General features: G+C 69.9%; 21 protein-coding genes. 3 read left to right on the top strand and 18 right to left on the bottom strand.

Annotated elements, in window-relative coordinates:
- Positions 1-13 precede the first annotated feature (13 nt).
- The 4 genes from JHC79_RS04325 to JHC79_RS04310 form a co-directional block, all read right to left on the bottom strand.
- Positions 14-862, bottom strand: coding sequence for a transglutaminase family protein (locus JHC79_RS04325; protein WP_296388706.1), 849 nt, complete (start codon positions 860-862; stop codon positions 14-16).
- Complete coding sequence (locus JHC79_RS04320; RefSeq protein ID WP_296388704.1) at positions 859-1,845, bottom strand: alpha-E domain-containing protein; 987 nt, start codon at positions 1,843-1,845, stop codon at positions 859-861. The genes JHC79_RS04325 and JHC79_RS04320 overlap by 4 nt, the downstream gene beginning before the upstream one ends.
- Complete coding sequence (locus JHC79_RS04315; RefSeq protein ID WP_296388702.1) at positions 1,842-3,722, bottom strand: circularly permuted type 2 ATP-grasp protein; 1,881 nt, start codon at positions 3,720-3,722, stop codon at positions 1,842-1,844. The genes JHC79_RS04320 and JHC79_RS04315 overlap by 4 nt, the downstream gene beginning before the upstream one ends.
- An 86-nt stretch (positions 3,723-3,808) precedes the next feature.
- Positions 3,809-4,945 (bottom strand): sulfotransferase family protein, encoded by a 1,137-nt coding sequence (locus tag JHC79_RS04310; protein WP_296388701.1) that lies wholly within the window; start codon positions 4,943-4,945, stop codon positions 3,809-3,811.
- Positions 4,946-5,241: 296 nt separating this feature from the next.
- Here JHC79_RS04310 and rpsT point away from each other — a divergent pair, with 296 nt between their 5' ends.
- On the top strand, positions 5,242-5,502 hold the full coding sequence (gene rpsT, locus JHC79_RS04305) for a 30S ribosomal protein S20 (RefSeq protein WP_296388699.1): 261 nt from the start codon (positions 5,242-5,244) through the stop codon (positions 5,500-5,502).
- A gap of 111 nt (positions 5,503-5,613) precedes the next feature.
- On the opposite strand, the gene holA is transcribed toward rpsT, so the two are convergent.
- From holA to JHC79_RS04235, 14 genes are all read right to left on the bottom strand, one after another.
- Positions 5,614-6,534 carry a DNA polymerase III subunit delta gene (gene holA / locus JHC79_RS04300; protein WP_296388785.1) on the bottom strand — a complete coding sequence of 307 codons (921 nt, stop codon included), beginning with the start codon at positions 6,532-6,534 and terminating at the stop codon, positions 5,614-5,616.
- A complete protein-coding gene (locus JHC79_RS04295) occupies positions 6,446-8,095 on the bottom strand; it encodes a ComEC/Rec2 family competence protein (protein WP_296388697.1) in 1,650 nt (549 codons plus the stop codon). Before JHC79_RS04295 ends, holA begins: the two co-directional genes overlap by 89 nt.
- Position 8,096: 1 nt before the next feature.
- On the bottom strand, positions 8,097-9,134 hold the full coding sequence (locus JHC79_RS04290; RefSeq protein ID WP_296388695.1) for a helix-hairpin-helix domain-containing protein: 1,038 nt from the start codon (positions 9,132-9,134) through the stop codon (positions 8,097-8,099).
- A 103-nt stretch (positions 9,135-9,237) separates the two neighbouring features.
- Complete coding sequence (locus JHC79_RS04285) at positions 9,238-10,104, bottom strand: DegV family protein (RefSeq protein ID WP_296388693.1); 867 nt, start codon at positions 10,102-10,104, stop codon at positions 9,238-9,240.
- 4 nt (positions 10,105-10,108) lie between these two features.
- On the bottom strand, positions 10,109-10,918 hold the full coding sequence (gene octT, locus JHC79_RS04280) for a diglucosylglycerate octanoyltransferase (protein WP_296388690.1): 810 nt from the start codon (positions 10,916-10,918) through the stop codon (positions 10,109-10,111).
- Positions 10,915-11,619, bottom strand: coding sequence for a histidine phosphatase family protein (locus JHC79_RS04275; protein ID WP_296388783.1), 705 nt, complete (start codon positions 11,617-11,619; stop codon positions 10,915-10,917). The genes octT and JHC79_RS04275 overlap by 4 nt, the downstream gene beginning before the upstream one ends.
- Entirely contained in the window at positions 11,616-11,975 is a 360-nt protein-coding gene (gene rsfS / locus JHC79_RS04270) for a ribosome silencing factor (protein WP_188489979.1), read from the bottom strand. The genes JHC79_RS04275 and rsfS overlap by 4 nt, the downstream gene beginning before the upstream one ends.
- Entirely contained in the window at positions 11,972-12,730 is a 759-nt protein-coding gene (nadD, locus tag JHC79_RS04265; RefSeq protein ID WP_296388687.1) for a nicotinate-nucleotide adenylyltransferase, read from the bottom strand. Before nadD ends, rsfS begins: the two co-directional genes overlap by 4 nt.
- A gap of 57 nt (positions 12,731-12,787) precedes the next feature.
- Positions 12,788-14,212 carry a VWA domain-containing protein gene (locus JHC79_RS04260; protein ID WP_296388685.1) on the bottom strand — a complete coding sequence of 475 codons (1,425 nt, stop codon included), beginning with the start codon at positions 14,210-14,212 and terminating at the stop codon, positions 12,788-12,790.
- Positions 14,209-15,138 carry a MoxR family ATPase gene (locus JHC79_RS04255; RefSeq protein WP_296388683.1) on the bottom strand — a complete coding sequence of 310 codons (930 nt, stop codon included), beginning with the start codon at positions 15,136-15,138 and terminating at the stop codon, positions 14,209-14,211. The genes JHC79_RS04260 and JHC79_RS04255 overlap by 4 nt, the downstream gene beginning before the upstream one ends.
- A complete protein-coding gene (locus tag JHC79_RS04250; RefSeq protein WP_296388680.1) occupies positions 15,135-16,439 on the bottom strand; it encodes a glutamate-5-semialdehyde dehydrogenase in 1,305 nt (434 codons plus the stop codon). Before JHC79_RS04250 ends, JHC79_RS04255 begins: the two co-directional genes overlap by 4 nt.
- A 74-nt stretch (positions 16,440-16,513) precedes the next feature.
- Positions 16,514-17,212, bottom strand: a complete 699-nt coding sequence (locus tag JHC79_RS04245) for an HNH endonuclease family protein (RefSeq protein ID WP_296388678.1) — start codon at positions 17,210-17,212, stop codon at positions 16,514-16,516.
- 18 nt (positions 17,213-17,230) lie between these two features.
- Complete coding sequence (recG, locus tag JHC79_RS04240) at positions 17,231-19,504, bottom strand: ATP-dependent DNA helicase RecG (RefSeq protein WP_296388676.1); 2,274 nt, start codon at positions 19,502-19,504, stop codon at positions 17,231-17,233.
- Positions 19,505-19,517: 13 nt separating this feature from the next.
- Positions 19,518-21,212, bottom strand: coding sequence for a DAK2 domain-containing protein (locus tag JHC79_RS04235; RefSeq protein WP_296388674.1), 1,695 nt, complete (start codon positions 21,210-21,212; stop codon positions 19,518-19,520).
- Positions 21,213-21,311: 99 nt separating this feature from the next.
- Here JHC79_RS04235 and rpmB point away from each other — a divergent pair, with 99 nt between their 5' ends.
- Together rpmB and JHC79_RS04225 are read left to right on the top strand one after the other, a co-directional pair.
- Positions 21,312-21,503 carry a 50S ribosomal protein L28 gene (rpmB, locus tag JHC79_RS04230; protein WP_188489972.1) on the top strand — a complete coding sequence of 64 codons (192 nt, stop codon included), beginning with the start codon at positions 21,312-21,314 and terminating at the stop codon, positions 21,501-21,503.
- Between the two features lie 27 nt (positions 21,504-21,530).
- Complete coding sequence (locus JHC79_RS04225) at positions 21,531-22,337, top strand: enoyl-CoA hydratase-related protein (RefSeq protein ID WP_296388671.1); 807 nt, start codon at positions 21,531-21,533, stop codon at positions 22,335-22,337.
- Positions 22,338-22,352: the final 15 nt, after the last annotated feature.

Here is a 22,352-nt window from a genome sequence, read left to right as displayed (position 1 = left end):
GCGGGACGGACGTCTAGGCCAGACGCGTGATCTCCACGACCACATCGAGATCGGTGGCCCCGCCGCCGGTGTAGATGCCCTTCAGTGGAGGGACATCGGAGTAGTCGCGACCGATGCCGACCGACACGTGCTGCTCGTTGATCGGCACGTCGTTGGTGGGGTCGTATCCCCACCAGGTACCGGTCCAGGCCTCGATCCAGGCGTGGCTCTGACCCTCGACGACCTGGTCGATGGCGGCGTCGCGGCTCGGGTGCAGGTACCCCGAGACATACCGGGCCGGGATGCCGAGGCTGCGCAGCATCAACAACGTCAGATGCGCGTAGTCCTGGCACACGCCTTTGCGCTCGCTCCACGCGTCGACCGCGCTGGTGTGCACGCCGGTGGTGCCGGGGACGTACTGCATCTCCGAGTGCACCCAACTGCAGATCGCCACGACCGCGGAGCTCGGATCCAGCCCCTTCGACAGCTTGCGGGCCGTCGCCGCGAGTTGGCGGTTGCGGGGCACGTAGTCGGTCTTGCCCAGGACCTCGTCGAACCGATCGATCACGTACTCGGTCTTGAGGTCGTCCCAGTCGGTCTGCTCGGCCTCGGTCGGGCGGTTGCCCGCCTCGGTCTCCACCACCGACGATCCCGACACCTCGAGTTCCTCATGCGGCGCATGGAGGTCGAAGGCGGTGACCGCGGTGCCCCAGTAGTCGGTGTAGCGATAGGAACGCGTGGCGGGCACCGTCTCGACGCGGTTGACGATCACGTTCTGCCGGTTGTCGCTGCGCGGCGTCAGACGCGCCTCGTTGTACGACGAGGTCACCGGCGCGTTGTAGGCGAATCCGGTGGAATGCACGACCCGCAGGCGCCAGCTCACAGTTCACTCTCCTCGATGAAGTGGTCCTCGGCGGAACTCGCCCGGACGTCCGCCCATGCCACATACGGGGTGACGTGGAAATACTGCAGTGTGACAGCCTCGTTCAGATCCCGGCAGGTCTCCTGCAGGGCCAACAGTCGGTCCTGGAGATCGTCGAGCAGCAAACCGGGTTGCATGAACTCCAGAGAGCTGCGGGCACGACCCAGGAGGCGCTGCGCCTCGGCACGTGCACCGACACGGCTGTTGGGCCGGTTGTCGAGCTCCATCAGCGATTCCTCGGCCAGGGTGATCGCGTGGAACACCGACCGGGGAAAGAGCCTGTCCAACAACATGAACTCGACCACCCGGCTGGCGTCGAGCGCACCGCGGTAGGTGCGCAGGTAGGTGTCGTGGGCTCCCGCCGATCGCAGCACGGTGACCCAGGCGGGTGATCCCGACCGGTCACCGGCACGCGACAACAGCATCCGGATGGTCATGTCCACACGCTCGACGGACCGACCGAGCAACAGGAACCGGTATCCGTCGTCCCGACTGAGCGTCGCGTCGGCGAGCCCGGCGAACATGGCGGCGCGATTCTTGACGTAGGAGAGGAACTCGTAGGGCCCCAGCTTGCGGGCGGCCCGCTCGGCCTCGGCGAGCCCGTTGTAGGTGGTGTTCAGGCATTCCCACATCTCGCTGGACGTGACCTCCCGTGCGCCACGGGCGTTCTCACGACCGGCGGCGATGCAGTCCACGATCGATCCGTGGCCCTTCTTGTCGTAGGCCACGCGTTCGGTCAACGACCACACGTCGAGCTTGTCGACGTCAGCGGGCGGCTCCATGCCCAGCACCTGCAGCACCAGCCGGCAGGTGCGGTCCGGGTCGACGGTGGCGTCCTCGAGCAGCTGGTGCACCGCGACGTCGAGGATCCGGGCGGTGTCGTCGGCCCGCTCGACATAGCGGCCGATCCAGTACAGCGACTCGGCGTTACGCGCCAACATCATTCGGTGCCCCCCTGCGACTGGAACTGCGTGTCGGATCGACCCTGTTGCTGTTGCTGCTGCTGTTCTTTCTGCTGGTGGGCCGTGGCCTCGGGCCCCTGCTCGGTCTGCTGGGACGGCGGCAGGTCCTTGCCGCTGACCAGCTCCTCGCCGCCGAGCTCCCGCTCGGATTCCGACGCGCGGGAGGCCAGCACCCAGGTGTCCTTGGAACCACCGCCCTGGCTGGAGTTGACCACCAGCGACCCCTCCGGCAGCGCGACACGGGTGAGACCGCCGGGCAACACCCACACGGACTCACCGTCGTTGACCGCGAACGGACGCAGGTCGACGTGGCGCGGTTGGAGCTTGTCGCCGATCTTGGTCGGCACCGTCGACAGCTGGACGACCGGCTGCGCGATCCACCCGCGGGGGTCGTTGCGCACCTTGCGGGCCAGGGTGTCGAGCTCCTCGGAGGTGGCGTCGGGTCCGAAGACGATCCCGTAACCGCCGGAGCCCTCAACGGGTTTGACGACGAGCTCGTCGATCCGGTCGAGGACCTCTTCACGCTCGTCGTCGAGCCAGCACCGCAGCGTGTCGACGTTGCCCAGGCTCGGCTTCTCGCCGAGGTAGTACTGGATGATCTCCGGCACGTAGGTGTAGACGAGCTTGTCGTCGCCGACCCCGTTGCCCACGGCGCTGGAGATCACGACGTTGCCCGCGCGCGCGGCGTTGAGCAGTCCGGCCACGCCCAGCATCGAGTCGGGGCGGAACTGCATCGGGTCGAGGAAGTCGTCGTCGATGCGTCGGTAGATCACGTCGACGCGCTGCTCACCCTCGGTGGTGCGCATGTAGACGACGTTGTCACGGCAGAACAGGTCGCGGCCCTCGACGAGCTCGACGCCCATCTGCCGCGCGAGCAGCGAGTGCTCGAAGTACGCGGAGTTCGCGACACCGGGTGTCAGCACAACGACATTCGGGTCGGCCTCGTTGAACGCGGCGGAGGCACGCAGCGCCTTGAGCAGCTGGCTGGAGTAATCGGCGACCGCGCGGACCCGGTGACTGGAGAACAGATCCGGGAACACGCGCGCCATCGTCCGGCGGTTCTCCATGACGTAGGAGACGCCCGACGGCGACCGCAGGTTGTCCTCGAGGACGCGGAAATCGCCGTGCTCGTCGCGGATCAGGTCGATGCCCGCGACGTGGATGCGAACCCCGTTGGGCGGCTTGATCCCTACCGCCTGACGATGGAAGTGCTCACAGGAGGTGACCAGCCGCTTGGGGACGACCCCGTCGCGGAGGATCTCCTGCTCGCCGTAGATGTCGTCGAGGAACATCTCCAGCGCCTTCACCCGCTGGGTGATGCCGCGCTCGAGCTTCGTCCACTCACTCGCCGAGATGACCCGGGGCACAACGTCCAACGGGAAGGGGCGCTCCTGCCCGGACAGCGAGAAGGTGATTCCCTGATCGATGAACGCGCGGCCCAGCGCGTCCACGCGGGTGTTGAGATCGGCCCGGTCCGACGGTGCCAACGCCTTGTGGATCCCGCGGTAGGGCGCACGGACCTCGCTGTTGCCGTCGAACATCTCGTCGAAGGCCTCGGCGTAGGGGCCTTTGGCGTACCCCGAGAAGATGCCGGTGGCGCCGTTGGTCGACTTGGACGTCGACTTGGCCGGGGCGGCCTTCGCGGAGGTGTCCGACTTGGCCGCCGACCGTGCGTTCTTGGCCCCCACGGTCCGGCGTGCGGCGGGCGCAGCACTCGGCTTGCGGTCAGGGGCCGCGACCTTCCCGGCCTTCGCGGCCGGCGTCGCCTTCTTGGCGCCGCCAGACGACGACTTGGCAGGACGCGATCGATTGTCCGAGGACCGGGTGTCGGTGTTCTCGGAGGAGGTTCCGGGGCTCATAACCAACCATGTTGCCCCACATGGGCCGACTCGGCATGTGGTTGCCGACGATCATGTCGGTCAGATGCAGGTGAGCGCGGTGATCGTCAGGGCCGGCGGCGGGCGCGGCGAGCAGCACGAACGCGCAGCAGCGGTCGAGCGGCACCGCGGATGACGGCTTTGGCGCGTGTGGTGACGCGCGGCCGGTCGGTGGGCAACGGCATCGTCGCGAGCACCTCGGCGAGCGCGGACACCGCGACGTCGAGGGTCTCGTCGGTGGTCGGTTCGCCGGTCCGGCCGCCCGCCACCCGAGTCACCCGGAGGTCCTCGATGTCGCCGACGACGTCCCATCCGGATGCCTCGATGTCGGCGATCATCGAATCCGACTGCGCCGCGGCCCACTCCGTCTGGTCCGGCGACAACGACCGTCCCGCGCGGCCCGGCGAGCCGAACAGCACCGAGCCGATCAGGAACCGTTTGACCGCCGTCTCGTAGCGCGCCCACTCGACGCGCTCGGGCTGCAGGTGCTCGTTGAGACGACGCAGGAGTTCGACCTGGGCCGGTGACAGCGCGGCGTTGCTCGGCGGGACCGGACGGTCGAGCGCGTCGCCGTCCGCGTCGAGCAGACCGACGAATCGATCCCACAGTGATGTCGGATCCGATCCCCCGCCCGCCCGCGGCACGGTGACGAGATGAACGTTTCCCGGGGGCAGCCCGGCACCCCACGTGCGCAGGATCCGACCGTGATCCTGGAACTCCCAGAACGGTTCCTGCTCGTCGAGTGGACGGGTTCGCAGCGAGTCGACGAAACCGTCGAGGGTCGAACGATGCTGGTTCTTGACGTTCTCCTGCCATACCGACGGGATCTGGCGGGCCAGGTCACGCACCGTCACCACGACGTGCACGTCGGCGAAGTCGAGGTCGGCGATCACCGAGGCGGCCTGGTCCTCGGTCGCGGTCGAGAACAGTTCGTGCGAGATCACCGAGGTGCCCGGCCAGGTTCGCATCTGGTCGACGAGGGCACGCCACACCCCGCTGTGCGCGGGATCGACCCAGTCCAGGTATCGATCGGGCTGCAGATGCACCGCGGCGTGGAAGTGGTCCTGCATCGCCGTGCCGGGGTAGAGCAGGCCACTGGTCCGCATCGCGATGTCGCGATTGCGCCAGAGCCGATCCTGCAGGTAGGTCGTCCCCGTCTTCGGCAACCCGACGTGGACGAAGATCCGGGGCCTGGCGGCGACCATCAGGGGGCGATCGAGGTGACGACGTTCATATGCCGACGACTGTATCGGAGCATGTCCATATTTGCGTCCATGCTGATCGCAACCCGGCCCGCCCGGGCGGGCCCGCGACGATTTGGGTCGGTTCCCGCCGTGGGGTAACATCCATCGCTGGTGCTCGTGACGGTTTTTCGGTAGCCACCGACGATCTCGCGAGCAGGTGTGAACTCGACCATCGAGGGACCGCCGACAACACTTTTCCCACAGATCAATGCGGGGCCCTCGGGGTCGTGCACAACCGAGCAAAGAGGTACCCAGGCGTGGCAAACATCAAGTCGCAGATGAAGCGGAACAAGACCAACGAGATCGCGCGTCAGCGCAACCAGTCGGTCAAGTCCTCGCTCCGCACGGCCATCCGCAATTTCCGCGCGGCCGTCGCCGCGGGCGAGAAGGACAAGGCGTCGGAGCTGCTCGTCAGCACCGGCCGCAAGCTCGACAAGGCCGCCAGCAAGGGTGTCATCCACTCGAACCAGGCCGCCAACAAGAAGTCCGCGATGGCTGTCGCGGTCAACAAGCTCTGAACTGATCGCTCGGCCTGACGGCCGCGTGCAGATCTCACCCCGGTGGCGTTCCTCGTCACCGGGGTGATCTGTCTGTGCCCACCCGATCCCGTGCCCACCGGGACACGATGCTCACCGGTGGCGGGTGGGTTTGAGGTCGGCGACCAGGCCCACGGCGCGCTGCAGGCTGTAGTCGGCGTCGGCCGCCTGTCCCTTGACGTCACCGTTGAGCGTCGACACCACCATCAGCGCGCTCGCGATCGACTCCGCGTTCCACGCTCGCGCCTGCGACTGCACCCGCTTGAGACGTCCCGGGGACATCCCCACCTCCGAGGCCGCCGAGTACTGGTCCATCGTGCCCAGCCCCTTGACGCGCGCGATGGCGTGGACGGCCTCGCCCAGCGCGTCGGCGATGACCACGTGCGGGACGCCGTGGTGCTCGGCCCACGACAGGGTCTCCAGCGCCCCCGCCTTGTCACCGGTGATCGCGCGGTCGGCGACGTCGAATCCCTTCGTCTCCGGGCGACCGGAGTAATAGGTCGCGATCGCGGCGGCGTCGACCTTGCCGCCGGTGTCGGAGACCAGCTGGCTGCAGGCGGCGGCGAGCTCCCGCAGATCGGCGCCCACCGATTCGACGACCTGCGCGACGACCTCGGCCGACACCCGCACCTTGAGTCGGGCGAACTCGGCCTTGACGAAGCGGACCCGCTCCTCCGGCCACTTCAACGCGGCACACTCGTGGACCTGGGCGCCCGCACTCTTCAATGCCCCGACCATCGACTTGGTCCGTCCGCCGCCCGTGTGCGCCACCAGGAGGGTGATGCCCTCGGGCAGTGACCGGGCGGCGGAGGTGATCAACGCGGCCGGTTCCTTGCCCGCGTCGGCCGCGGACTCCACGATCACCATCCGCTCGTCGGCGAACAGCGACGGGCTCAGCATCTCGGCGAGCTCGTACTCACTGACGTCACCCGCCCGGACCCGGGTGATCGGCACGTCGGTACCGGTCTCGGCGTTCACCTCGGCGCGGATCGACGAGGTGGCGCGCTCGACCAGGAACTCGTCGTCGCCGAGCAGGAGATGGAGTCGGTCGGTCACGTCGGCCATCGTGCCAGACCCCACCGACGGCGGCGGCCCGGCTGTGGCCGGTCCGGCGCCACAGCCACACCCCCACTGCCGGGGCGGCGACGACCAGCGCGACCCAGCACGCCCCGCCGACACCGTCGGGTACCGACACCGACGCACCCGGGACCCCGGCGAGCACGTCGGCGGCGCGCACCATCCACCACAGCTCGGGTTCGCAGAAACGGACCAGCAGCTCGCCCAGCCGCGGTGACAGCCCCGCGATCGCGGCGGCGAACGTGCCGAGGACCGTGATCGGCGCGACCGCCGGTGCGACGGCGAGATTGGCCACCACCCCCACGAGGTTGACCGTGCCTGCGATCATGGCGATCAGGGGTGCGGTGACGATCTGCGCGGCGACCGCGATCGCCAGCAGATCGGCTGCGCCGCGGTGGATCCCGGCCGCGCACAGACGGTCTCGGAGGGTCGGTGCCAGCAGGATCAGGGCCGCGGTGGCGCAGACCGACAGGGCGAACCCGGGATCGACCGCGAGCGAGGGCCAGACGCCGAGCGCCACGATCACCGCGGCGCAGAGCGCCGGGATCGCCGCCGATCGCCGACCGGAGATCAGTGCGAGCAGCCCGACCGCACCCATCACCGCCGCCCGCACCACACTCGGCGAGGGACGCACCAGCACCACGAAACAGGCCAGCACGATCGCAGCCAGAACGGCTGAGGTCCGGCGTCCGACACCCACCGCCTGCAGCACGAGCAGCACTGCGCCACAGACGATCGCGAAGTTCGCACCGGACACCGCGGTGAGATGGGTCAGGCCGCAGCGCCGGAAATCGTCGACGACGTCGTCGCCGAGGCCGGACACATCACCGAGCACCAACCCCGGCAGCAACCCCGATTCGGCGGCGGGAAGCGCGCGTCGGGACAACTCGGCGAACCGGAGCCGGACCGTCGACGCCCACCGCTGATACGCGGGTGGCCGTGACACCGCCCGCGGCGGTCCGCTCGCACGCAACGCCGCGGCGGTCAGATCAGCGCGATACGGCCTGTCGACGCTGACCACCGCCGTGACATGTTGCCCAGGAACCAGTTCCGACCAACCATCGGCCGGCGCGGTCAGGGTGGCCGCGGCACGTGCGGACGGTGTCGACACGATCGATGCGGCCACGGGCACCCGGATCCTCGCCGGTCCCGGACCTCGGAGCACACGCGGATCGTCGCCGATCACCAACTCCGCCGTCGTCTTGTGCCCCACGAGATCGGCTGCGGCAATCGGGTGCTGCTGCATGTCGACGACGCGGGCGGTGACGGCGGCGGCGAAGCCCGCGGACACACCCGCGGTCGCGATGATCAGCAGCATCACCGTCCGATGGACGCGTACACGCTCGCTGCGATGCACCGTCACGGCCGCCGCCGTGAGGATCGCGAGGCACAAGCCCGTCGCGACACCGCCCGCCCACGCTCCGCCGACCGCGCCGGTGATCGTGACGGCCCAGCACCCGACGGCCGGGGCCAGCAGACGGAGATCGGCTCCGCCCACATCAGACCGTGACGCGATCACGCAGCTTCGCCAGTCGCCCGGGCCCGATACCGTCGACCTCGGCGAGCTGATCGATCGACGTGAAACCACCGTTGCGCGAACGCCAGTCGATGATCGCCTTCGCCGTGACCGGCCCGACCCCGGGCAGGGTGTCGAGCGCCGCCTCGTCGGCGGTGTTCAGGTTCACCGGCGCACCCTCTCCGGCCGACGCCGCGCCGGGGGCGCCCGTCGTCGCGGGCGCCGCACCCGCAGACGCCCCACCCGGGGACGTCGCGGCCCCGGGAGTGCCTGCACCGGTCGACGACGCGGACACGATCGCGCTGCGCATGCCCGCTCCCCCGTCCGGATCGGCGAAACCGACCAGGATCTGATCGCCGTCGCGAACCGGTTGCGCCATGTTCAGGCTCAGCAGGTCGGCACCCGGGCGACCGCCGCCCGCGCGGGCGATCGCGTCGGCGACCCGGGCGGTGCCGGCCAGTCGCACCAGACCCGGCGTGCGGACCAATCCCACGACGCTCACGACCAGTTCGTCGGCCGCGGCCGGCCGGGGCGCCACCGACCCCGACGGGGCCGACGGCGACGAGACGCTGCCCGTCGGACGACCCGTTTCCGCAGACGCCGATCCGGTCGGTGCCGCGACACCGGCCGAGGCCGGGAACGCCACCCGCGCGGCCGCGGGGGAATCGTCGGACGGTCCCCGGAACACGGTGTAGGCGGTCACGACGCAGGCGAGCACACCGACCGCGATGAGCGCTATCGCGGCGGGTGGTGCGACGACCGGCATCCGGCGCGCGGGCGGTCGTCGACCGGGGACTGCCCGATCCGACTGTCCCGCAACGACGCCGCCGTCGGACGCGTCGTCCAGCCACCGCGGCGAGGGTGTCGCACCCCACTGCGGCCCACCGTGAACGTCCGCGGATGGCGCGGTGATGTCATCGGCCGGCACACCGACATCGCCCTCCGGGGTCCAGGGCGCGGGCGCCGATCGCAGGCGCGACAGGGCATCGGGTCGACGGTCACGCCCAGAGCTGCTTGCCATGTCGTCACGGTAGGCAGCGTCGCGGACGAGACCACACGATCGGCGGGCGGTTCACCGCCGAACTGTGCAGCCAGTCGTACCTGTGGAGAAGACTCGCGACCGGTCAGGCGGCGTCGGGTTCGAAACCCTCGATCGGTCCGACCTCCGAGCACACCGCGATGCCGACTGCACCCGAGCCGACGTGACAACTCAGGACCGGCCCCATGTCGGAGGTGATCAGCGAGGTGATCGAGCGCAACCGTCCGCGCAGCCGGGTGGTGATGTCGGCCGCCGCCTCGGGCGCCTCGCAGTGCAGGACACCGACGGTCACCGGCCTGCCCTCGGTGGCCTCGACGGCGGCGTCGACCATCTTGCCGACCGCTTTGGAGAAGGTGCGCTGTTTCTCGGTGAGCACCAGCATGCCGTCGACCATCCGCAGGACCGGCTTGATCGACAACGCCGAACCGAAAAGCCGCGTCGCCGCACCGATCCGGCCGCTGTTGCGCAGGTTGTCGAGCTGGGCGACACACAGCAGCGACTCGGTGGTCGAGCCGGCGCGGATGGCGGCCTCGTACACCCGGTCACGGTCGGCGCCGGTCCGCGCGGCCTGCGCGGCCGCGATCGCACCGAACCCGACGGCGATGCCGACCGAACGCGAGTCGACCACCCGGATCTGACCGGGGTGGCGGTCGGCGGCGAGCCGGGCCGAACTCCACGTGCTGCTCAGTCGGCGGCTCATGAGCACGGCCACGACACCGTCGCCGCCACTGTCGGCGACGGCGCGACCGAACGCGGCCTCGAGGTCGGCGGGGACGGCCCCGGAGGTCGTGGTGGCTGGATCGTCGAACAGTTCCGGGCCGATCTCGTCGACGTCCTCGGCCAGATCCTGCTCCCCGTTGAGAACGTGCAGCGGGACCTGCCGGATGTCGTACATGTCTCTGATCGACGCGGGCAACCGCGCCGACGAATCGGTAACGACGACGACGGCCACGCGATCAGCGTAGGGGGTCGTCGCCGCGAACGGCACCGGTGGTCGAGACGCCGGCGCCGATCCCGAGGACCGAGCGCAGACCGGCGATCGTCACCTCGGCGACATCGCGGTGGCACCCGAAGCCCCAGTGGATGCCATCGGGGTTGTGATCAGCGGCGATGGACTGCTCGGCGGGTGCACCGCTGTCGAAGTCGGCGAAGTGCGCCGCGGTCGGCGGGTAGAAATCGACGGTCGGGACATCGTGCTCGGCGGCCCAGCGGCGGGCGGCCGCGGTCGCCGGGGCGCGCCCGGTGTGCACGTGCCCGTAGTAGGGACTGCGGTGCGTCGGTGACAGGCACAGGATCACCGGCAGATCGGGTCGCACCATCGCCAGCGCGCCGCGGATCTTCTCGAGGTAGTCCACCGTCACCGCCGGCGGCAACGCGACCGGCCACCCGAGCGGCGACAACCGCGGTTGCACCCACTGGTAGGCGGTGCGCACGGCCTGGCGCAGCGGCGCCGGTCGCAGGTAGCGGATCTGTTCACGCAGCGCGGTGGGCAACGGGGAGGGCAGCGTGTCCATGCCGCCGATGGCCAGCACCACGACGCGGGCGTGCGGGACCGCCGCCCAGATCCGCGGATCCTGGGTCAGGGCCCACCAGACGTCGCGCGTCGTCCACCCGATGCGCCCGAACAGTTCGGCCCGCTCGCCCACCGCCTCGGCGGCGATGTTGGGCCAGATGCGCTCGTCGTCGGCGGGCAGTCCGCCCTCGGGACCGTAGTAGGCGAGCGAATCCGACAGCACCAGGATCGAACCGGGCCGCGAGTCGGTCACTGCACCCCCGCGTCGGCGACCTCGGCCGAGGCGTTCCACACGTCCAGGCGCCACACCGGGGTGTCGCCGTGTCCGCTCAGCTGGACCCAGCTGGTGTTGGCCAGTCCCCCGAAGACCGGCCAGTTGCGCACGGGCAGATCCAACAGTCCCGCGGTGAGCGCGGCGATCGCACCACCGTGGGCGACGAGGACGACGGGGTTGTCGGCGTCGGGTCCCCGACCCCAGTCCGGCAGCCGCTCGACGAGTTCGGCGACCAGCGGGACGGTGCGGGCGGCGACGTCGACGCGACTCTCGCCGTTCGGCGGACGCCAGTGGGCGTCGTCGCGCCACTGTCCCCGCGCCCCCGGCATGGCCTCGTCGACCTCCAGGTGGGTCATCCCCTGCCAGTCGCCGAGGTGGGTCTCCCGCAGGCGGGTGTCGGTCGTGACCGTCAGACCGCACCGGTCGGCCAGGGCGATCGCGGTGTCGCGGGCGCGGGTCAGATCCGACGAGATGATCAGCCGCGGCGCACGCCGTGCGAGAACCGCGCCGGCCGTGGCGGCCTGCGCCACCCCGAGCGCCGACAACTCGGTGTCGAGTTGACCCTGCATCCGGCTCGCCGCGTTGTACTCGGTCTGGCCGTGGCGCAGGAGGATGAGACGCCGGACGACCGGGGTCATCCGCTCGACACTGCTGTCGTGGGTGTCGGGACCACCCATCAGGTCAGCTCGACATCGACGACCGGGCAGTCCTTCCAGAGTCGTTCCAGGGCATAGAAGTCACGCTCGTCGGAGTGCTGGATGTGCACGACGATGTCGGAGTAGTCCAGCAGTGTCCACCGTCCCTCGCGAGTTCCCTCGCGCCGCAGAGGTTTGCGTCCGACCTCGCGGAGCTTCTCCTCGACGGCGTCGACGATGGCGCCGACCTGACGTTCGTTGCCCGCCGAGGCGATGACGAACAGGTCGGTGATGACCAGTTGTTCGGAGACGTCGATCACGACGACGTCGTCGGCCAGCTTGTCGGAGGCCGCCTGTGCGGCCACCTTGGCCATGGCGAGTGCCTCGGATGTGGCTGTCACTGTGGTCCTTTCGATGAGAGATGGTCCTGCGCCCCGGAGAGGGGCTCGGGACGCGCGGACGGACCCGAGACCCCGGGAGATTCCGGTTGGGGTGTCCGATAGAGCCTGCGTTTGTTGATGTACTGCACCACGCCGTCCGGCACGAGGTACCAGACCGGACGGCCCTCGCCTGCGCGAGTACGGCAGTCCGTCGACGAGATCGCCAGTGCCGGAACCTCGATGAGGTGCAGGGCGTCGGGCGGCAGGGTCGCCAGGTGGGCGCCCAGGTGGCCGGCGTCGAGGTCGTACCCGGGTCGGCTCACGCCCACGAAGCGGGCGAGGCCGAACAGCTCCTCCCAGTTCTGCCAGGTCAGGATCGAACTCAGCGCGTCGGCGCCGGTGATGAAGTACTGATCGGCGTCGGGGTGCAGCCGGTGCAGGTCGCGCAGGGTGTCGACCGTGTAGGTGTCACCCTGCCGTTCGATGTCGACGCGGCTCACCGAGAAGCGGGGGTTGGCCGCGGTCGCGATGACCGTCATCAGGTAGCGGTCCTCGGCCGGGCTCACCGCGGGGGTGCGGGCGCCGTCGTCGACGAGTTTCTGCCAGGGACGCCCCGTCGGCACGAACACGACCTCGTCGAGATCGAACCGGTCGGCGACCTCGTTGGCCGCGACGAGGTGGCCGTTGTGGATGGGGTCGAAGGTGCCGCCCATCACGCCTATCCGCCTGCGCCGGGCGGGTCGGCCGCTCACGTCGGGCGATCCGGTGTCGGGCATGTCTGAGGAGTCTACGGGGCCACCTGCGGGTATCGACATCTGCTGCGGACGCCGACGCTAGACCGGCAGCAATTCGGCGACGACCCGCGCCAACTGCGCCGCGTTGCGGCACTCGTGCATCTCGATGATCGTCGCGTAGTCCGACGCCACCGAATCCCCCGAGTTCCAGATGCTCTGCGCCTCCGGGTTCAGCCAGTAGGCGTGGCGGGCGCGGGTCACCAGTTCGCGCAGCGCACCGAAGCTCGGATCGTGATAGTTGTTGCGGCCGTCGCCGAGCACCAGCAGCGCGCCGCGGTGGGTCAGCGAGTCGATGTAGGAGTCGACGAACCCCGCCAGGGCGTGGCCGTAATCGGAGTGGCCGTCGCGGGTGATCAGACGTGCCGAGCTCAGGATCTGCGCCACCGACGACCCGATGTCGATGTCGTCGGGTCGCCGGCTGAAGTACTCGGTCACCTCGTCGACGGTGTCGACGAACGCGAACACCCGCACGGCCGAGAAGTGTTGGCGCAGTGCGTAGACCAGCTGCAGCGTGAACTGCGAGAACCCGGACACCGACCCGGAGACGTCGCACAGGATCACCAGTTCGGGCCGACCCGGGCGGGGACGGGCGTAGGTGAGATCGATGGGGACGCCGCCGGTCGACATCGACGCCCGCAGGGTCTTGCGGATGTCGACGACGCCGCGTCGGGCCCGCCGCCGCCGCACCTCGAGCTTGGCCGCGAGCAGCCGAGCGAGCGGGTCGATCGTGCGTCGCATCTCGATCATCTCCGCGCGTCCGGCGGAGAGGAAGTTGATGTTCTCCGGCAGCGTCGGGACCGCGTACTCCCCCACTCGGTCACGACCGGCGCGATCGACCATGCGCCTGCGGGTCTCCTCGGAGATCATCGACCCGAACCTCGTGACGCGATCGGCGGCCGAGCGGCGATAGCGCGGCTCGGCACCGTCCTGATCGGTCGAACTCGCCGCCGCCATCGCCGCGGCGATCTTCGCGATCAATGTCTGCGGCCGGATCGTGGACATCGCCTGGTAGGTCGAGAACGCGTCGCCACGGGTGGAGCGGTATCCGCCGATCTGGTCGACGATCAGCGAGATCAGTTCGGCCAGCCGACCGTCGTTCTCCGCGTCCGGATCGGCCAGCATCTCCGCGACCATCTCGCGGACGGCGTCGATGTCGACGGCCCCGTCGGCATCGGTGGGCAACTCCTGGGTGGTCGTCCGCATACCGGAACCGACCGGGAACCACAGGTCGAACACGGCGTCGAACACCGCCCGGTGCCCGTGGTCGGTGACCAGTGTGCAGGCCAGTCCCTCGCGAAAGCTGTTCCGGTCGAGCAAGTTCAGCACCTCGGTCGCCGACGCGGCGTCGATCAGAGAGGCCGGACCGACCACGATCCCGCGATCCCGCAGGTCGTCGACGAAACCCGTGAGGTGGTCCACGAGATGGTCGGGCGCGACCGTCGACGAGCGCAGCGGGGAGGTCATCGGTCCAGCTTCAGCTCCGCGGCCGCCGTCGCCAGATCGGGTCGGTGCTTGAGGACGACGCCGAGGGTCCGCTTGATCAGGGCGTCGTCGAGGCCGCGTCCGGGTTTCTCGCCGATCCCCAACGCCAGCAGGGTGTTGCCCCAGTCGATGGTCTCGGCGACCGACGGCTTCTTGCGCAGGTCCAGGCTCCGCAACACGCCGATGATGCGCACCATCTCGCGAGCGAGTGAATCGGAGAGCCCCGGCACCCGCGACGAGAGGATGTCGTGTTCGCGGGCCGCGTCGGGGAAGTCGATGTAGAGGTACAGGCAGCGACGTTTGAGCGCCTCGGAGAGTTCGCGGGTCGCATTCGACGTCAGCAGCACGATGGGCCGGCGCACCGCGGTGACGGTACCCATCTCGGGGATGGTGACGGCGAAGTCGCTGAGCACCTCGAGCAGCAGCCCCTCGACGTCGACGTCGGCCTTGTCGACCTCGTCGATGAGCAGCACGGTCGGCTCGGTGCGCGAGATGGCCCGCAGCAGCGGACGTGGGAGCAGGAACTCCTCGGAGAAGATGTCGGCCTTGGTCTCGTCCCAGCCGCGCTGTCCGGTCGACTGGATGTGCAGGATCTGCTTGGCGTGGTTCCACTCGTAGAGCGCCCGCGCCTCGTCGATGCCCTCGTAGCACTGCAGCCGCACGAGTTCGGCGCCCGCGGTCTGCGAGATCGCCCGCGCCAGTTCGGTCTTGCCGACACCCGCGGGCCCCTCGACCAGGAGGGGTTTGCCGAGTCGGTCGGCGAGGAAGACCGCGGTGGCGGTGGCGACGTCGGCCAGATACCCGGTCTCGGCCAGTCGGTCCACCACGTTCGTGGTGTCGGTGAACACCGGTTCCACGCTGGGGCCGCCGAGTGCGATGCCGGTGTTGTCGATCGGTGTCGAGGTCATGCGCGCGTCTGCCCCCGGCCCCACACGATCCACTTCGTGGAGGTGAGCTCGGGCAGGCCCATCGGCCCCCGGGCGTGCAGCTTCTGGGTGGAGATGCCGATCTCGGCACCGAACCCGAACTGCTCGCCGTCGGTGAACGCGGTGGAGGCGTTGACCATCACCGCGGCGGCGTCCACGCGGTCGGTGAACTCCGTTGCGAGTGCGAGGTCCTCGGTGATCACGGCCTCGGTGTGCCCGGTACCCCACGTGTCGATGTGGTCGATGGCGGCGTCGATGCCGTCGACGATCTTGACCGCGATGTCCAGGCTGAGATACTCATCAGCCCAGTCGGATTCGGTCGCCGGCTCCATCCCCGGCTCATCGCCGTGGATCACCACGCCGTGGGCCTGGAGCGCCGAGACCAGTCGCGGCAGGGCGACGTCGGCGACGGCGGTGTCGATCAGGACGGTCTCCACGGTGTTGCAGACGCTCGGTCGGCGGGTCTTGGAGTTGACGACGACGTCGGTGGCGATGTCGAGATCGGCCGTGGCGGAGACGTAGATGTGGCAGTTGCCGGTGCCGGTCTCGATGGTCGGCACGGTCGCATCCCGGACCACCGATGCGATGAGTCCGGCGCCCCCGCGGGGGATCACGACGTCGACGAGGCCGCGCGCCCGGATCAGCGCGGTGACGCTCGACCGGTCGGCGCTGGGCAGCAACGTGACGAGGTCGGCGGGCAGGCCGTGGTCGACGAGGACGTCGCGGAGCACCGCGACGAGCGCGGCGTTGGACTCCGCGGCCGACGACGACCCGCGCAGCAGCACGGCGTTGCCGGACTTGCACGCGATGCCGAACGCGTCGACGGTCACGTTGGGGCGGGCCTCGTAGACCATGCCGACGACGCCGAGGGGGACGCGGACCTGACGCAGGTGCAGCCCGTTGGGCAGCGTCTTGCCGGACACGATGTCGCCGATCGGATCGGGCAGGGTCGCGACCTGGCGCAGCCCGTCGGCGATCTGGCCGACACGGTCGGCGGTCAGCCGCAGCCGGTCGAGCAGGCTCTCACCGATGCCCGCGGCCCGGGCGCGGTCGATGTCGCGGTCGTTGGCCGCGAGGATCGGGGCGGCCTGGGCGACCAGCGCGTCGGCGGCGGCGAGCAGTACGGCGTTCTTGGTTGCCGTGGTCTGTCGGGCCAGGATTCGCGATGCCCGGCGCGCGGCCTGCGCGGCGTCGGTGACCTGCACCTCGATCGATGTGCCGGGATCCGACGCGTCGGCGTCCACCCGATCCGCGACCGCTGTGTCTGCGGTGGTTGCGCTCATCGGACCAGACTAACGCCGCACCCGCGTGGACCCGCATCGCGCCGTCGCAGGGCAGCACGGGTGTGCCGTACAGATCAGCACCGCCGCAGCGACCGGCGCAGCACCGGTACCGACGGCGCGTCGACGGAGAGGTGATACGTGGCGACGACCCGCACGAACTGCACCGCGTACTGGCAGGCGAACGCCGCCCGACGCGGCATCCACACCGACGGCGGCTTGTCGCTCTTGTCCTGATTCGACGGGCCGTCCACGGCGACGAGGTTGGCGGGGTCGTTGGCGAACCGCAGCCGCACGGCCGGCTCCCACTGCGACGCACCCATGTCCCACGCGTAGGCCAGCGGCACGATGTGGTCGATCTGGATCGCTGACCCGCTGGAGCGGCCGCGCCGGAAGTCGATCCATTCGCCGCTGTAGGGACTGCGCAGCTCCCCGGTCTGCACCGCACGGGGACACGACGCGACCGCCACGTAGGTCTTGTCGCGCAGGTCGCGGTCGAGGACGTCGTTGCGGGTGTCGCACCCGTTGCCCGCGTCCTGGGCGTCGGACGAGTCGGCCCACGCCGAGCCGAACGCGGCACGGTCGTACCCCCCGGGACGCGCGCGCTGCGGCAGGACCGGCACCTGCGCCAGCGCCGCCACCGCGCCGGTCACGTCGACGTCGATCGGTGGTCGCGTGGTCGGGGTCCGCGCGAGTACCGCGACGAGGACGCAGATGACTGCGAACGCGATGAGCGCCGCCCATGTCCGGGCCGGCAGCGCTCGACGTGCCCTCACCGGATCACACCGGACGGGTCAGGACTTCTCCAGGTAGCGGATCCGACCCGGGCCGAGGACCGCGTCGACCAGATCGGCCATCGGACGGTGGTCGAGGAGGGTGAGGTCGCCGGCGACGACCTCGGCCGCCAACTCCCGGGCGTCGGCGATGACCTCAGCGTCGTCGAGCAGGGAGAGGAAACGCAGCGAGGAGTTGACGCCGGACTGCACCGCACCGAGGACGTCTCCTTCCCGTCGTTGGATCAGATCGATCCGTGCGAGTTCGAATCCGTCGTTGGACGCCTCGACCGCCCGCAACCGTTCCATCGCCGACGAGGTCGGTGACACCGCGGTGCGCAGGAAGCACCGACCCGGCAGCCCGCCACGGCCGACCCGACCGCGCAACTGGTGGAGTTGGCTCACGCCGAACCGTTCGGCGTCGACGATGACCATGGCGTTGGCGTTGGCGACGTCAACGCCGACCTCGATGACCGTCGTCGAGACGAGGATGTCGATCTCGCCGCGCGTGAACGCGTCCATGGTGGCGGTCTTGTCGTCGCCGGACATCCGGCCGTGCAACAGCTCCACCCGGTGCCGGCCGAGGGGCCCGCTGACGATCTGGTCGAACATCTCCACCACCGAGGTGGTCTGCGGTCCCTGTTGTTCGGCGGCGCGCTCCTCGGACTTGGCGCCGGCGGCGGTGCCGTCGTCACCGATGCGCGAACACACCACGTAGACCTGACGGCCGAGCCCGACCTCCTCATCGACGACCTGCCACAACCGGTTCTCCCACTTCTCCAGCTGGGTGGGCACGACGTTGGTGGTGATCGGTTGCCGGCCGGCGGGCAGCTCGCGCAGCGTGGAGGTCTCCAGGTCGCCGTAGACCGTCATCGCGATGGTCCGCGGGATGGGCGTCGCGGTCATCACCAGCATGTGCGGGATCAGATCGTCTCGACCACGGGAACGCAGCGTGTCCCGCTGTTCGACACCGAAACGGTGCTGCTCGTCGACGACGATAAGACCCAGGTTGAAGAAATCGACGTGATCCTCGAGCAGAGCGTGCGTGCCGATCACGATGCCTGCGGTGCCCGTGACCGCCTCGAGGAGCGCGGCTCGTTTGCCGGCGGTCTTCATCGAGCCGGTCAGCAGGGCGATGCGCGTCGCGGACTCCTCGGCCCCGAGTTCCCCGGCCTGCGCCAGGCCGCCCAGCATCCGCGACAGGCTTCGGTGGTGCTGTGCCGCGAGCACCTCGGTGGGCGCCAACAGGACGCACTGGTAGTCGTTGTCGATCATCCGCAGCATGGCGATGAGCGCCACCAGCGTCTTGCCCGAGCCCACCTCGCCCTGCAGCAACCTGCTCATCGGCTCGCCCGAGCCGAGCTGGGTGCAGATCTCGTCGATGACGGTGTGCTGGCCGTCGGTCAGTTCGAACGGGAGCCGTCCGAGCAGCGCGTCCTCGAGTCCGCCGTCGACGTGCACCGCGGCCGGGCCCCGATGTCCCAGATCGGCGAATCGACGCTGCGCCAGGCTCAGTTGCAGTGCAAGGGCCTCGTCGAACTTCAGACGCTCGCTCGCCGCCTCGATGTCCTCGGCCGTCTCGGGCAGGTGGATCGCCCGCAGTGACTCGTCGGAGCCGATGAGCCCGCGTGCGTCCCGGTCGGTGTCGGACAGCGGGTCGTCGATGCGCTCGACCACGTCGAGGGCCTTGCGGACCGCGCGCCAGATGTCCCACGTCTGTAGGGCTTTGGTTGCGGGATAGACCGGGAGGAACGGTCGGTGGAAGTCCGCGAGATCCGACGAGTCGGCTCCCCCGGCGTCCGGTTCACCGGCGCTCGAACCCGCGGTGTCCCCGCCCGCCATCGACAGCATCATCGACGAGCCGACGGTCTCGATGTCGGCGCCCTCGTCCGGCAGCACCATCCAGTTCGGGTGGGTCAGCTGCATCTGGTCCCGGTAGTACGACACCGTCCCGGCGACCATGAACCGCACGCCGGGTCGCAGGGCGCGTGCGATGGCGTACGGGTTGAAAAACGTGACACCGAACGAGACCGTCCCGTCGGTCGCCTTGACCGACAACAACTTCCCACGCCTGTTCCGCATCGGGCGCAGATCGGCCTTCTCCACCCGCGCGACCAGGGTCACCCACTCGCCGTTCTCCGGACGTCGCGTCGACGACAGCTGCCCCTGGCGTACGTACCGCATCGGGAAGTACCGGAGCAGCTCACCGACGGTGTGCACCCCGATCTCCTCGCCCAGGATCGTCGCGGTCTTCTCCCCGACCACCCCGGCGAGCGAATCCGCCTGTGTCGCCATCAGCCGGCCTCCGTCACTCGACACCCACCTGCAGCACCTCGTCGGCCTGTCCCGACTGGTACGCGACGAACTCCACCCCCGGATGGGCTGCGGACACATGACGTTCGAGTCGTTCGAGCACCCCGTCGGCGATGTCCGCGCCGGCGAGCACGGTGACGAGTTCACCACCGGTGCTGAGCATCAGGTCCACCAGCGCGGTCGCCGCCTCCGACTGCCCGGGCCCGATCACCAACACGTCCACCCCGATCATCCCCAACAGGTCGCCGGTGTCGCAGGCGCCGGCGAGGGTCAGCGCCGGTTCGCTCGCCGTGACCACCGATCCGCGGCGCGTCGACGCGGCCGCCTCGGCCATCGCGTAGGCGTCGGCGTCGGGGGCGGCGGCGATGTCGTGCACCGCCATCGCCGAGAGGCACTGCACCATCGACAGCGTCGGCAGGAAGACCACCGTCCGATGCCTCGACCGCGCATCGGCCGCGACGGTGACCAGATCCTGGGCGGGCAACGCGCCGTTGGCCATCACGACCACGTGTGCGGCGTCCACGGCCAGGATCGCCTGGGCGAGAGCGGCCGCGTCGAGTCCGTCGTCGGAGCGGACGACGCTCGCTCCCTCCTGCTCGAACAACTCCGCCGCACCGTCGCCGTCGACCACGGCGACGACCCCGCGGGCGCGGGCGGCGGGGCGATCGTCGGGATCGTGCGACGCGCGGTGGGCATCGAGCACGAAGCAGGTGATCCGGATCGCGCTGACGCGGCCGACCTCGATGCCGGCCTCGACGGCATCACCGGGTTCGCAGGTGTGCACGTGGACCGAGAACCGCTCGCCGGCGGTGTTCGAGCTGTCCCCGACGATGACGACAGCATCACCGAGTCCGTCGAGACGGGCCCGGAGCACCGGGATCTGTTCGGCGACAGCACCTTCGATGGTGTACATGACCTCGAAGTCCATCTCCGACGAGTTCGCGTCACAGGCCTCGCCCGCCGCGGGGTGCCCGATCGGGTCGCCGCCGCCGGCCAGCGCACCCTGATACCGCCGACGGCGCGCCGAGACGCCGGTGAGCACCTTGACCATCGAGTCGACGAGCACCAGGAATCCGCGGCCGCCCGCGTCGACGACACCCGCACGGGCGAGTTCGGGCAGCTGCTCGGTGGTGCGCTCGAGGTCGTCGGCGCATCCGTCGGCGACCGCACGCGCGAGGTCACCGGGCGATGCGTCGATCAGGTCGGCCGCGGTGGCCGCCGCCTGCCGCAGCAGGGTCAGCACCGTGCCGTCGCGGGGCTCGCTGACCGCCCGGGTCGCGGCGAGGGCGGCGAGGCCCAGGCCCGACGCCCACAGCCGGTTGAACGGCACCGCGCCGTCGACCGCGTTGATGTCGGCCGCGTCGGCGAGACCGACGAGGACCTGCGACAGGATGATCCCGGAGTTGCCGCGGGCCTGACCGGTCGCGCCGTCGGCCGCGGCGCGGATGACCTCGGTCAGGGTGGCGTCGGGGGCGGTGTCGGCGCAGGCGGTCGCCGCGGCGGTCATCGTGTGCAGCATGTTGCTGCCGGTGTCGGAGTCCGGGATCGGGAAGACGTTCAGGTCGTTGATCTCGCCGCGGACCGCGGTCAGGCCCCGCACACACTCCTGGCTCCAGTCGCGCAGCAGCCCGGGATCCATCGGCGCCTGCCGGGTACCGGGTCCGGGCGTATTTGGCCCGTCAGCGTTCATGCCGCTATCCTTGCAGGGTTGTCGTGAGCGGTGTCCGAGAGAGTCGGCGGCCGCAGCAGAGACAACCACCAAACTGTTTCCAACATGAGGAGTTCGACGATGGCTGCCGTCTGTGACGTTTGCGCCAAGGGACCCGGCTTCGGTAAGTCGGTCTCGCACTCGCACCGACGCACCAACCGCCGGTGGAATCCCAACATCCAGACCGTCCGCGCCCAGGTCGCCCCCGGCAACCGCAAGCGCATCAACGTCTGCACGTCCTGCCTGAAGGCGGGCAAGGTCGTCCGCGGCTGAGTGGTTCGCGTCACATAGTCTGCAGTGATGACCTCACTGGCAGACCTGAACACCGTCGACATCGTCGACGGTGTTCTTTCTATTCGCATCTCCACCGAGCGCGGTGGTAACTCGCTGGCGCCCGACGCACTGATCGAGGGCACCGAGATGCTGCGCGCGGTGGCTGCGGGCGAGCACTCGGTGGGCGCCGTGCTGTTGGTCGGGCCGGGTGCGAACTTCTGTGCCGGCGGCGACGTGCGGGCGTTCGCATCGGCACCTGACCGGCCCGCGTTCGTCGCGGACCTCGCCGAACGGTTCCACGCGTTCATCGCAGCCCTCGCCGAGGCCGACGTGCCCGTCGTGGCGGCTGTACGCGGCTGGGCGGCCGGCGCGGGCATGAGCATCGTCTGCCACGCCGACGTCGCCATCGGAGGGCCCGGCACATCCCTGCGCGCGGCGTACTCGGCCATCGGGTTCTCCCCCGACGGCGGTATGACGTGGGCACTGCCCCGGTTGGTCGGTGCGGCCCGGGCCCGCCACATCATCCTCACCAACAAGGTGGTCACCGCGGCCGAGGCGCTCGAGATCGGACTGGTGGCGCAGCTCGTCGACTCCGACGACGATGTCGTGGGCGCCGCCACCGCCGCGGCCACGGCGATCGCGGCCGGCCCACGACAGTCACTCCGTGCCACCCGAGAACTGCTGATGGCGAGTGACGGGGCGACGCTGACCGACCAGATGGCCGCCGAGGCGGCGTCGATCTCACGACTGGCCGGGCTTCCCGTCGGCATCGAGGGCGTCGACGCCTTCGTGGCCAAGCGCCCGGCCGACTTCAGCGCCGCCAACGACGCCTGATGCCTGTGGGCTCGC

The sequence above is a fragment of the Williamsia sp. genome (genome assembly GCF_016462415.1).
Classification (GTDB): domain Bacteria; phylum Actinomycetota; class Actinomycetes; order Mycobacteriales; family Mycobacteriaceae; genus Williamsia_A.
This window is presented reverse-complemented; position numbering and strand designations above follow the sequence as displayed.